The organism is Pseudoalteromonas sp. L21, assembly GCF_021728035.1.
GTDB lineage: Bacteria > Pseudomonadota > Gammaproteobacteria > Enterobacterales > Alteromonadaceae > Pseudoalteromonas > Pseudoalteromonas arabiensis.
Genome location: NZ_JAKKCV010000002.1, coordinates 64,500 through 77,636, shown reverse-complemented (window position 1 = coordinate 77,636; position 13,137 = coordinate 64,500). Strand labels below are relative to the sequence as shown.

At 39.9% G+C, this 13,137-nt stretch carries 13 protein-coding genes; all 13 read right to left on the bottom strand.

Translation table 11 applies throughout. The features are described from left to right. Positions 1-33 precede the first annotated feature (33 nt). Positions 34-1,200, bottom strand: coding sequence for a lipase family protein (locus L3V41_RS05615; RefSeq protein WP_062567636.1), 1,167 nt, complete (start codon positions 1,198-1,200; stop codon positions 34-36). Between the two features lie 27 nt (positions 1,201-1,227). Then, entirely contained in the window at positions 1,228-1,746 is a 519-nt protein-coding gene (locus L3V41_RS05610; protein ID WP_062567637.1) for a DUF6795 domain-containing protein, read from the bottom strand. Between the two features lie 16 nt (positions 1,747-1,762). Beyond that, complete coding sequence (locus L3V41_RS05605) at positions 1,763-2,230, bottom strand: DUF6795 domain-containing protein (RefSeq protein WP_237127586.1); 468 nt, start codon at positions 2,228-2,230, stop codon at positions 1,763-1,765. 252 nt (positions 2,231-2,482) lie between these two features. Next, positions 2,483-3,244: a hypothetical protein gene (locus tag L3V41_RS05600; RefSeq protein ID WP_237127298.1), complete on the bottom strand. Its 762-nt coding sequence runs from the start codon at positions 3,242-3,244 to the stop codon at positions 2,483-2,485. 52 nt (positions 3,245-3,296) lie between these two features. After that, positions 3,297-3,563, bottom strand: a complete 267-nt coding sequence (locus L3V41_RS05595) for a hypothetical protein (protein ID WP_062567639.1) — start codon at positions 3,561-3,563, stop codon at positions 3,297-3,299. Between the two features lie 333 nt (positions 3,564-3,896). Then, entirely contained in the window at positions 3,897-4,331 is a 435-nt protein-coding gene (locus tag L3V41_RS05590; protein WP_237127297.1) for a hypothetical protein, read from the bottom strand. Next, on the bottom strand, positions 4,318-5,205 hold the full coding sequence (locus tag L3V41_RS05585; protein WP_237127296.1) for an N-acetylmuramidase domain-containing protein: 888 nt from the start codon (positions 5,203-5,205) through the stop codon (positions 4,318-4,320). Before L3V41_RS05585 ends, L3V41_RS05590 begins: the two co-directional genes overlap by 14 nt. A gap of 126 nt (positions 5,206-5,331) precedes the next feature. Then, entirely contained in the window at positions 5,332-6,015 is a 684-nt protein-coding gene (locus L3V41_RS05580; RefSeq protein ID WP_237127295.1) for a GAD-like domain-containing protein, read from the bottom strand. Further along, entirely contained in the window at positions 6,016-10,602 is a 4,587-nt protein-coding gene (locus L3V41_RS05575; protein ID WP_237127294.1) for a polymorphic toxin type 15 domain-containing protein, read from the bottom strand. Continuing rightward, a complete protein-coding gene (locus L3V41_RS05570; protein ID WP_062567646.1) occupies positions 10,602-11,447 on the bottom strand; it encodes a hypothetical protein in 846 nt (281 codons plus the stop codon). Before L3V41_RS05570 ends, L3V41_RS05575 begins: the two co-directional genes overlap by 1 nt. After that, positions 11,444-12,460, bottom strand: a complete 1,017-nt coding sequence (locus L3V41_RS05565; RefSeq protein ID WP_062567647.1) for a hypothetical protein — start codon at positions 12,458-12,460, stop codon at positions 11,444-11,446. The genes L3V41_RS05570 and L3V41_RS05565 overlap by 4 nt, the downstream gene beginning before the upstream one ends. Positions 12,461-12,462: 2 nt before the next feature. Beyond that, positions 12,463-12,753 (bottom strand): PAAR domain-containing protein, encoded by a 291-nt coding sequence (locus tag L3V41_RS05560; RefSeq protein ID WP_062567648.1) that lies wholly within the window; start codon positions 12,751-12,753, stop codon positions 12,463-12,465. Between the two features lie 25 nt (positions 12,754-12,778). Next, positions 12,779-13,135 (bottom strand): hypothetical protein, encoded by a 357-nt coding sequence (locus L3V41_RS05555; RefSeq protein ID WP_062567649.1) that lies wholly within the window; start codon positions 13,133-13,135, stop codon positions 12,779-12,781. Positions 13,136-13,137: the final 2 nt, after the last annotated feature.

Below are 13,137 nucleotides of genomic sequence, written 5' to 3'. Positions count from 1 at the left end.
AAAAAGGGCATGCACTGCATGCCCTCAAATATTTTAGTCTAGGCCGTTTAAACCATCTCTTGCAGCTTGATATAAAGCGCCCAGCGTCGAGTCGAATGCCCATTTAATCACACTGTATGTTAGCTCCACTGCCTTACCAATCACTTTCCCAGCAAAAACCAGCATATGACCAATTAAGCCCAAAGTCTGAGATGCAAATGAAGCAGACGCTTTAGCAATCTTATCTAATGTGCGAGCCAACATATCGTAAAAAGTTAAACCCGTACCAATTGCCGCTTGTGCCGCCACAGCACTGTAATAACCCGCATCTTTTAATAAAGTGACTAACGCAGCTCCTAATTTATCGGCCCAATGGGCATTAAATGATGCTTGGTTTCTATCTTCAAAGTTGAGTCTTACCGGCGTGTTAAGGTAATGGTTTGCTTTAACGGTTAAGTTATTCCAATCACTACTATTGGCAGTATTTACGTAACCTGGGTTTCCGCTAAGCTTATGTGCCGCACCTTTAAGGCCTTGGCCGCTGTCTAGGCGTATTTCTTGACCGTTATAAGGCGCATGAGAAAATGGCCATAACGGTACTTTAGTTACCGGATCAGCACCATGCGTACATCGGTAAATGTGATCTATTCTTGAAGTAGCCGATCTTGAGAAGTCTTCTAAACCTACCCTTGGCGAACCAAATGTATAAAGTTTTACTGGTAACGAATATTCGGCTTTAATCCAATCGGCAGCCAGCGTTGCTAAAGCGCCCCCTAAGCTGTGGCCAACTAAATGAACACCCGCTGTAATTTTATCTCTTACATTCGCTGCCATAAACTCTTGAAGAGCTGGCTTCATTGTATAAAACGTTTTATTAAAACCAGCATGAACCATGCTGCCGTTAGCGCCACCACTTAAACCGAAATGTGCATCAGTTAGGCCGTCTCTCAGTGAAGCAGTTCCGCGAATGGTAATAACTGAATGCCCTTGGAATGCATTTTTACCATGTGCAACCAGACCAAAGCCTGTGCTTAAGCCAAATAGGTGAGAGAAAAAGCCGCCTGAAACGCCTTGTATAGACTTACTATTGATAGAGAAATCAAACTGGTCTCGCAAAGACGCATGCAACAGCCCATTTAAAAGTTTTGTATTTTTTAATTCTTTAGCATCATAGGCAAGTGACGCTAATTGAACTGCTTGAGTAGGTGTTAACGTATTCATTTTAAATCCCTTTATTGGTTTTAAACGTTAGAGCTTACAAGTGGTAAAAACAGCAAATGTATGCTGCTTATCTTCTTTAGCCGCTATATCATATGTTTGTGGTTCATGTGCGATATCACACACCAAATCATTCAAGTACTCGGTGAGTGTATCTTTGTGCTCATAAGGAAATACTCTAACAGCCCAAATAGTTACTTCCTCTGCATTTTCATCTAATGTGTAAATATGTTGAATAACAGATTCATTGTCGAACATGTTTGATGGCTTTGATGTTTTGATCACTTTTTCAGGAAAAGAAAAACGGCCATCAGTACCCGTTGTTACTTCATCAATATAATCATCGCCATAATTTAGTTTACGAAATACCTTTTTACCAGCAACAGGCTGCTCTTCGTATAGCAAACGACCTTCAACCGGCGCTGATAGTTCAAACTCTTCCTTACTAAAAAAACCAAACATATTTGCAAAAACCTGTGTTGTAGTAAATAAAATTAGCAAAGCCACTGCTGCAATAAGCATTGGCAATTTAAATCGCTCTATTAACAATATAATCTCCTTAAAATCACAACTCACAAGCGCCATAGATTGTAAAATAATGATCTAATGCTTCTTTAATAGGCACATCATAGGTGTGTGGTTTCTTAGCAACATCACACCGTAACCCATTAAGAAGCTCCCTTAGCGTTTCACTATTTTCATAAATTGAAATACCCGCATACCACAGTACAATGCCTTCGGGTGTGCCATTTTCAAGGTACACATGCTGAATTAGTGCATCATTATCAAACATATTTGATTTCTTCGAGGTGTGAATTCGCTTTTCATCAAAGGCGAAAAAGCCGTCATCATTTGTTATTGTTTCATCTATGTACTCGTCGCCATAGGTGAGTGAACGAATAACTTTTGTATTTACAACGGGCACCCCGTTATCTAATAAAACACCCTTAATAGGAGCCGATAACAAAAAATCATCTTTATTAAACAAACCAAAAATATTTGCAAAAGCGTGTGAGCCAGTGAATAAAGCCATAATAGCCACGATTATTCCCAACAATGAACACTTTAACCGCGGCAACAGCAAAACTCCTTTTTAGCACTCAGATAAAAATAGGCTCTGTAATTAAGCTACTTTAAACGTCAAATAAGAATCTATAATGACTTAAGTACGCTTTAAACGCTAAACACACTAATACAGCTAAAAAATATAATTATTTATTCTAATAAGGTACAAGTCGGATAACAAGCAAATTGCGCAAAAAAGATACTGAAAATTCACTTAAGCTTAATTAAAAAACAGCTCATAAATAACTTTGCATATCACACTAAAGCCTATTCCCATCATGAGTATATACCCAAAAAAAAGCCCAATAGCCCCTGCTGATGGATCCTTTTTTACATCAATTTTTAAACACAAGGAGCAAAAAACAATAAAGATAATAAAGTTAGCAATAATCCCAACAATATAAGCTTCTCCAAATAACGGGGCGACCCCCGCCAGCGCTGCACCCAGCGTAATAAGCAGGCCAGAAGGTGCTTTTTTAAATGAACTATGATGTTCAATAACCTTTATCACAAGCGTTATAATCATGAGGACTAAAAAGTACAATGTAGGCCACAATGCGTTATATAAATAATCTACACTGAATAGCTGACTCACTGAAAAAACGCTTTCATCGTTTGCGGGGTCATCCATAAAAAAGTACGCAATTGCCATAGCAATTAATTTTATAATCCCGAAAAAGATAAAGCCTGCAATCGTAAAGCTGATCGCATCATCCTTTGTGACAGGTTTTTTGGCTTTACTTGCCAAAATTACAGCGAGTAATAACCCCAATACCCAGACCCCACCTAGGTAAAGTAGCGCCTCAAAAAACTGGCTAAAATAGAAAACAGATACCCCAGGGGTGACAAACAAAAATAGAGCATCATCATTTTTGACCGGTGTATCTGTCATAGGGTGAAATTCTGGCTGTTTAAACAGAGCCAAATAAACAAACAACGGCTGTAAAACCAGCATTAACATACATGTATTAATTAATGTCACACATCATCCTTGAAACTAAGTTTTTGCTAGCAAAGGCCTGTCTAAATTCCTGTTAAAGATTAATCTTTTGAAAGTAGGTTTTTAATTTTAACAACCCAGATTCAAGCTCAAACTGTTGTATTTTAGGGTTTTTAAACTTAAACCCATTGGAAATATGCGTATTAATCATAGCAGCCATGCCTTCAAAGCCTAAAGGCGCACTCGCGACTAAATCAGTCAGCAAAGGCTCAATAAGCGGCTGATGCTCTTCAATTAAATCAGGCTTGTTGTAAACATCGTTTACAAGCTGTGTGAGAGTTTGTTGGTGTTGTTGTTCCATAATATTTCTATAACGCTTTGGAGTTCGCGTTTATAGCTCCTTTTTCAGTGACGAGGGTTACGGCACTTTGTTTATTTTTTAAGATTATCTTTTTATAGCGAGGAAGAGAATACCCCAGTTTAATTAAAAGTAACTGAGCTAGAATCACAAAAATCCTCTGTAGTTGTTCCTAAATACACCTGTAAAAGCTGATTTTTTAGTATCAAATACAAAATGTTGACTAGTGGCTCTGTTTACAGGGACCATCACTGAATATACCAGCCCAGTTACTAAACTATCATGTGCAAAATTCAAGTCACAACTAATTACCCACTTCCCTTTTAATAGCCATTCCTAAAAGTTCTCAATAGAAGGTAATTTGCTAACACTTGAATCATCACAAAGCCAATAGTCTTTTTTGTCATCATGTTCAATAGTGACTGATTTCTCTTTAGTAATCATACCCAACTCTTCACTATGGTAGTCACTCAGGGTTATTTTATTACCATTGTGTGTAAACGTCATACTGTGTTCATTAACTAAAGAACGATGATAACTAGATTTACTCGCATCACTGATAGAGGTCATTTCAGTAAGCTTGACCTGTGCGGTGTTAAATTGCATAAGCTTATAACTGCCATCATGTTCACTGACAACCACATCAATCGGTGTGGGTTTATCCGCATGGCATTTAAAAATAATCGCTGACTCATTTTGCGATGCGCTGCACGAAGCAATAAAGCATATTGGTAATGCAATAAAAATCGAAGAAAATTTACTTTTTATCATATTTATCAAAAGCCTTTTTTAATTTCACGTCATACTTATTTTGTGCGTATTGAGAACCATTGTAACCTTCAGCAAATGCAGCCCAATTCAGCGTTATTAAGTGTTTTTCTAATCCTTTACTTTTCACAAAGTTGACAAATGCATCTAACTGTTTTCTTTGTGATGTAAACATTGTCTGAACAAACGCCTCTACACTAGCAAATCCTGCTGCACTATAGTTAAACCCCATAATTTGAAAACGCCCCCAAGAAGTCGATTTTAAAGCTTCTGTTACATCTAATTCCATAGCCTTTTCAAGCCTTGCGTATTCCTGCGGACCTCCTACGTATAAACTACGATTCCAACTCCTGCTCGAAATAGACGGATGACTTGAATCATATTTATGATTCGTTAGACGAGAGAAAATATGTGCTTCATATAGAATCTTAGGTTTGCCGTTTGAGAAAAAAGCATCACCTGCGGATTCAACCTCAGCAACAGCTTTAATAGCGGCAACCTTACACCCAAGTTGATTCGCAACATCTTGAAAATCAGATTCTGACAATGCTTGTACATTCGAAGAGGCCACTGGTAATTTAAAATGAACCTGACCTATCGTTGTCAGCTTTTCATTTATTTTTCGGTGAGAACGACCATTTGGATCTATCCTGCCATCGGGACGTACCATACCTACAACTTTGCTTTGAAACTGTTTTATTGCGGCAACAGTTTTAGAGTTTTCTGGGCGAGAACCTAAACGTCCGTCTACTGCTAATGCTTTTGTTGGTGAGATAAGTTTTAGTAATTTATTTAAAGCGGTTTGTACTGTTTTTACATCGGCTGGGGTATTAACACCACCTAGCCCAACAGATTGGGGGATTCTTATTGCTGACATGTGAAAGTCCTTTTCATGTATTTATTTTCAAAGCCATTTCATATTAACGTTCAACGAAATGGCTTATTTAATTCACCGAAGTATACTCATTTTATTATTAATTAAAGTAGTTAACCGCCTGAAGCATTAATTCTTATGTAGTTCATTAGACATAGAGACAATATCTGCCATTATGCGTTTCTCGCCCAATTCAGCCAGAAAGTTCAAATGCTCAATCGCCTTTACTTTCTGCAAATTTTCAAGCTTATTTACACCACCAAGAGCCAACGCGGGAACAAACGCATACATTTCATCAGCTTCTAAGGGGCCAAGCTTCTTAAGTGCTTGTTCAAACAAAGGCTTCTCGTTAATGTCTTGTTGCTCTAATGCATCCTTTCTCATAATCGCAAAAAATAAATCTACAGTTAAATCTTCTCCATCCTCATTTAAATCCGAAGTGCCATCAGTAGGGAAAATCATACCAAAACTTGGATTAATGGTAATACTTTGACCAGATGTCTTTCCCCAAACAATGAGTTTTCCAAAAGAACTTCGACCTATTACATAGTAACTGTCTACTCCATCTTTTTCACGTTCAGCAAACTCTGTGCCTTCAAGCCAAGTTTGTAAAATATCATGGTAATCTTGTGGATTTACTAGCCAGAAAATGCCATCACCCCAGCCACAAAAACCGTATTCTTGCCAGTATTCCAACAAACGGTCAGGCAGTTTGCCTTTAAAGAAGTTAAGCGTCTCTTTGGTTGGCATTGTCGCTTTTATAGCAGGGCCAAATCCCTTGAAGTTGTAAAAGTTATCAAAAAATTTATTCATTTATTTACACCTATGTAAATCTACATTCATCTTAGCATCTGGCCCTATCTCTTCGAGTGCTTTTTGAGCCTGTGCATCCATCACCTCAACACGGCTTGCTGCTAACTTATTGCCTACATCATCTTTACCATTATTCTTCCACTGTGAACCTATTGATTTATTCACACTCGCATCGCCTAAATCTACAACGTTATCATAACCACCCGCTATCATATCAGGATTATGAAGAGCATTAAGAGTGTTCATTTCATTACTCGCAAGCTCTTGGGCTTTTTGAAGCGCTTCTTCACCAAAGTACTCTCCACGTCTTGTTAGCTCTTTTTCATATTTATCGATCAATTTACTTCTAAATTGCTCTCTCGCTTCTTGTTGCGCAGCCCCTGTTCCTTTACGGCCAATTTTTTTATAGGCCTCACGGTTATCTAAGTACTCTTTAACCGTCATATCATTAATGCCATCTTGCTGGCCTTTCAATTGACGATCATACTCAGCATCTGTGCCTTTTTTATTCTTTTTGAAACAAGCAACTTTATGTAAGTCCATTTCTCTAGCTGCTTTTTTAGCTGCCTGAGTCACCGTTGTTTGTGCCGCATCTGCAATGTCGTCTAACTTTTTAACAGCAGGCTCGAGCGCTCTGTCAGCTACTCTCCCAGGTATAAGTGCAATACCCGCTGTCGCAACCCCTGCGGCTGTTACGCCTGTTTCTACCATTTGGGTTATTGCCTCAGCAGCATCTGCAAGCCCTTCTACGAACCACTCTACGGGCACAATTGCAACTGGGGTTATTGAATCAGCCATAGGGTCGTTATGATCATACGCAGGCACTTCAATTGTTTTAGTTTCCTTACAACTCAACCCAAACGGATCCACCCAATTAACCGGATTAGGCGCATACTGATAATGATTAATACCACCTACTAAGCCAATTGGGTCTTGGTTTATAAAACGTTGTTGTTTGGGGCTGTAATAGCGATAGCGGTTGTAATGTAGGCCGCTTTCTTCATCAAAATATTGCCCTTGAAAACGTATTGGCTGAGTGAATGTGTTTTCTTTATTAAAGTCAGCATTGGCCTCAGGTTCTTCATAGCCATACACATCCGCGTGGTTTTGCCATACAACTTCTGCGTTTTTATTTGTTACAAAACGTGGGGTGTTGAGCTGGTCTAGGTGGTAGTAATACACCTCTCCCTGTTTAATCAGTGCGACTGGGTGAAATTGATTTGGTAGGTTGATGTACCAGGTATATTCGCCGTGTTGGTATTCGCCAATTAGCTGGTCGTTATCCCAAATGTAATCAATCTTGCCATGCTCGGTATGCTTGGCAATGCGTCGACCCAATGGGTCGTAGTCGTAATGAGTGAGCGTACCACTGTTATTAAAGCTGCTTAATTGGTTGAACGCATTGTATTCACGGTGTGTTTTAATACCTTTACCGGTTTCACGTATTTGGTTACCACATTCATCGTAATGAAAATCGCTGTCGCCAAAGTGTGTTAGGCGGTCAGCCTCGGTTGCGGTTTGGATAACAGTATCATCAGTTAAGTTACTATCTGATGCTGAAATCGAATCGCTGTATTCGCTGTGAATAACATTAGTTGTATAGGCTGAATCGTTATTTTCAACGTGATTCATTGCATCGCTGGTATCAGCTTGCTGCTCGGTTAATTCGCCATTTTTTAGTTTTGACTGGCTAACAGGGTTACCAAAGCTGTCCCACTGGTATTGGGTAGTAGTATCAACCTCAGAGCTTGCTAGGTTTTGCTTAATTAACTGGCCAAGGTTGTTGTATTCAAAATTAATGTTATGACTACTAACCCCTTCTTCTTTACGCGCAATCAACTGGTTAACACTGTCGTAATTGTATGTACAGGTATCGAATAGTGCTTGCGCAGAATGGGTTAACTGCTGCTGTGTTAAGCGGTTGAATACATCAAACTGTTGAGTAAGGGTGACCTCATTACCAAAGTGCTGTGTTTGAATGTTATTTTGGCTGTCGTAACCAAGTTCAACCAGTTTTGTTAAATCGCCATTCGCCTGCTTTACTTGAATTGCACTAAGCTGACCAAATTCATTGTAGTGATAATCAAGCGTTGTTGAGTCAGGCAGAGTGAGAGACTGCCTTCTACCATAGTCATCATAGGTGTATGCAAGTTTATGTGTTTGATGTTGATTATGAATTTGCTCAACACTAATTAATCGCCCACCTTTATCAAACGCTTGTTTTATCGTCGACTGCGCATTATGAGCTCGCGCTATTTTGCCTTCTGCCGTGTAGGTATAATGGTTAGCGTTATTAATGATTTGTTTGCCTGTGGCAAGGCTTGCGTGCTGCGAAATTATGCGGCCTAGTTTGTCACGCTTAATTTTTACATGGCGTTTATCGCTTTGTGTAACTGACACTAAGCGATTACAAGCATCATACTTGTATTGTTGTATCGTGCCATCAAACCCCGTTACCTGAGTCGGGTTTTCATTTGCATCGTAGTTTATACGGTATACATGGCCGTCACTGCGCTCAATTGCCGTTAAGTTGCGCTCTTTATCATAAGTTAAATGCAGTGCGCTGCCGTCGGGTTGAATAACACAATGCGGCTGGCTTAGCCCTTCAAAATGTTGTTCTGTGGTATCGCCGTTGCTGTTTTGTGAGCTAACTAACCTACCCGCTTCATCGTATGTGAAGTATTGCTGTTGTTTATTTTCTGGATCATTTTGAGCAAACGCGGTGGTTTGCACAAGTTGCCCCTGCTCATTGTATTTATACTGAGTAAGCAGCCCTGCTTGGTTTATTGTTGCATTAATGCGGCCTAAGTTATCGTAGCTATAACGAATAAGCTCATTATTATGCTGCTTAGCAAGTAGCTCACCATGCTCGTTCCACGTATATTTTAAAACATGGCCGTTAGGCGTGATATATTGCGTTAAATTACCGTGTTGATCGTAGCTATAAAGCGCAATTCGACCATCTGCTAGGGTTTCGCTTTGCAGTAATCCAGAGGCACTGTACTTACGTTGGATCTTGTCGCCATTTGGCAAGATAGTTAACACTTGTTGGCCGAGTTGGTTATAGCCAAACTGAGTACGAGTACCATCAGGTTGAGTGACAGAGGCAAGCTGACCATACTCTGTATAGGCATACTGAGTTTGATTGCCCAAGGGGTCTGTTTGTGTCAGCTTTTGTCCAAGCGCATTGTATCCGTAGGTTGTGGTGTGACCGTTGGCATCCGTATGCTCAATCAATTTACCTTGTTCGTTATGAACAAAATGCTCTTGATTACCGCGAGAGTCGATACTGGTTGTCTTATTCCCTTGATACTCAAACTCATAGCAATAGGTATTGTCATCACCCCATTGTTTTATACATTTGGCATCATAACCGTATGAATCCCATTCAAAATGATGACTAAAACCGCTTGCTCTGGTCCGCTTTATTAATAAATGCGCAGCATTGTACTCATAGCGCTCTTGCTCACCATGTTGGTTTGTTGCAGCAACTAAATTTTGCTGTTCATCGTATTCATAACGTGCCAGAGGCTGATCAATCAGAACAAGCTTATTTTGTTCATTTGTTCTATAAGCGTGAACTGTTTTTAGCAGTCCTTGTTTATTATATTTTAAAACGCAACCACGTGCTTTATTCACCTCTATGCGCTCTAAGCGCTCTTGAGAGTCATAATAAAAACGTGTGCTCTGGCCTTTTTCGTTAATGATTTTTTCAAGTAACCACGCAGATTCACTAGGCATAAACGTTAAGTGATGGTCATTCGGTGTTACCAACACTTGTTTGCCATTTGTTTTGTAATGCAAGGCAAGGTTACTGCTCAGCTGGTAGCTAGACTGGCCTGGTTTTACTTTTTCAAATCGATGAGTCGCACCATGTTCATCATGGTACTCTAACCAATAAGTGCCTTTTTTCTTCGGGCCTACTTTTGGGGGTGGTAAGTAATGCTCAGTTAATTTCACCATGTAATCATGGCGCCAACCATTACCAAGCAATGAGCGTTGATTACACTTTGATGAGCGATACAAACGTCGCCAATTAAGTGGCTTATTCGCAGCGAGCGTAAAATCCACTAACGGCAGTATTTCCTCGCCCGTCAACATTGAAACAGGGTCTGAACGACACTCTTGCTCTGTAATTGGAGTTTCACTGGCAGTGGCATTGCTTGCCCCTCCGCTATTACTTGCAGGTGCTTGCGTTGCTTTTTTACCGCTACTTGAGCTGCTTTGTGATTGTGATTTTTTGGCTTGCGATGAGCGAGTATTATCGCTCACTTGAATAACTGTTTTAGCTTTTTGTCGGTAACAGCTCACTGCGCCAGAGGTAAGCGCACTCACTAAGGCTGTGGCGGTTTCACGCGCCGATGCTTGCCTTGGACAATGAATACCCGCAGCTTGTAGTAGTTGAATGAGATCTAAACGTTTCGATGCATCACCACTTAATGCCGTGCCTAACTCAGCAACGTACTTGTACGCACTATCCGGCGTGCTCGTCGAAACAGGCTCAAAGCCACTGGGGGCTTTTTGCTTAGCTAACACCACACAAATTGGGTAGCTTATTCCTTGTAAAACAACTGCTCTGCTATCCATTAGTTGCACACTTCCTTACTTGTCCATAAGTATGACGCGACGGCTTGGTACTTGTTACTTTCTTGAGTTATCACTAACGCCTGAGACAAACTGTCATTGTAAAATGGGCTATTTGTCAGCGTTGCAAGGTTGATAATCCCTTCTAATGCACCTAGTTTTCCTAATTTATAATTAGGTAATTGAAAAATCGTCTGTTCATTAATTTTGTTACTTAACACTGGTAAATAATTTAACCAGTCATCACTTTCTACGCCATTTCCTGGGGCGAAAATTATATCTATTGGCTGCTCATTAAGCGATAAAACACGCTTTAGCTCCCCTTGAATAGGGTTATGCTTAGCAAGGTCTATCGAAGCAACCATCTCTGCTGATTGTAACATCCAACCAGTATTTATAAACTCGATATTAGCCGTGCTTGCAGCAACACCTAAATAATCAAACTGTTCGCGCTTATTTGCCTTAAAAACACCATCAATGGCAATCACTGTTACATTTTCAAGGCTGTTGGCTTGAGCCAACATTAGTGCTGAATGTATGCCATGGCAACCTTCAAAAAACAGATGCTCTAAGGGCGTGCCAAAGCATTGCTGTAAGCTCGTTGCAAAAAGTGTTTTTAGTTCACCTTGAAACGGCAACGCAGGTAAAAGCCACATTACAGTACCATTTTGCGCGAAATCCGTTTTATAAACAGACTTAGCTTTCATGATGCAGTCATACACAAACGCATCAGTTGAATGCCAAGGAACTACACAGCCTTCACTAGAGCCACCCTCTAATAGTAATTCTTCAGGACTGAGCTTATACGGCGTTTCAAACTGGTCGATGTTAATTTTAAATGCACTCAATGAACACTCTCTTGATAGTTTTTACTATCCAACTTAAGTGCATTTAAAATTGCTAATACTTGCCAGCTTTGTTGATCAACACCTTGCTGTTTTACTTTATCAATCGGTTGATTTAATGCATAGCCATATACTAAAGTTTTGCCAGCATAATATGACTCGTGCTCAGGCCAATGCTGGTTAAACTGCTGTTGAAAATCAACGATTGCTTGTGCATCTGTTAGTGCTTGCACCTGAGTTTCATAGGCCACTAAATTATCTAATTCAGCCCCCAAACAACGCTTTATACCATTAATAAGTGGCTCTGCATCTTCAATATCCGACAATAACGACACAACTAACGGAACATATTTAGGCATGCCTGTATGCAGCATCACTTGTAGCGCCTCTTCTCGAGACAGTGCTTGGCTTGCAAAGTTGCACACATGATTCACGCGTTGTTGATCCAGCAATAATAAATAAGCAGACATTAACGGTGAATTAATTAAATTTAGCTCAGCAAAATCGTTCGTGGTTTTAAACAACGCCTTTGTTGTTGGTAATTCTATAGCGGCTTGTTTAAATGCTTTAAATAACTCAGCATGCTGAGCAGACTGACTAAAGTAAATCGGCTTAAGTGCATCAAATGTCTGCGCATAAGCCGTTTGTGTACGACCACGATAAATTGCTAACTTTTCAACGAGTAGCTGTTTAACTGGCAACTCTTTTTCGTCATTTTCATTTAACTGCGCTACGCACTCATGAGTTAACTTTTTAGGCGACGTTAATAACGTGACCAAGCATGCTTCAGCCAATGTGCTTGTTAATACTTCGCCAGTATTCAAGTCTCGAAGAGCTTGCAGTAACTGGGTGGCTGACAATGTAACTTGCAGAATCTCAGAATCGTAAGCATGGAGTTTTAATATGAGTTGCTGACGAGCTTGCATCAAATAGTCAACAGAATAGAAAGGATTCTGTTGTGCACTGTGTAGTTGATTTAAAGTATTTGAATGCGCTTTTAGCAACATAGCAAGCATGATTAACCACCGATCAACACGGTGGGATTACCAACGATAATTTTGCCGCCATGAGACGTTCCGTCTCCCATTCTAGCTGCTGGCTTTCCGTTTATTTTAACGGTAGATGATCCACTATTAATGCTATCAGGAGGGCCAACACAAATCAGCATATCGCCTTTTCTTGCTGCTGGCATACTACCAATTAATACATTTGATGAACCCGCCACAATTGGGCCACCAACGTGAGGAACTTGTGCAGTTACTTTAGGACAAAGGTGCATATGACCAATTGTTGAAGCGGGTTTACCCATAACCTATTCCTTGTTTTCACATCCATTAATCGTACAGAGGGATAACTTGTAACTTATTAACACTCACAAGCTTCGCTAGCTCTTCTACGATATCATCATAAGATAAGTCGTTTATGATTGAGCTGGTCTGTGTCGCATATTGATATACATAAGAAAGCACATTACTACTGTTCAAATTAGGATGAAGGTTATAAAAAAATTGCTCAGCAAAATAACCATCATGGCCTTTAAAGTAATCAATTGGCAGACTCAAAAAAGGATCATCCGGACGGTTTACCGATAAACACACTAAATGCGGTAAACCATAGCGACAATACACGGTAAAGCCGCTGCTAGCAGCTCCATGAACAGCACCTGTTTGAAAAGTTGTAATCAGTTCCATAG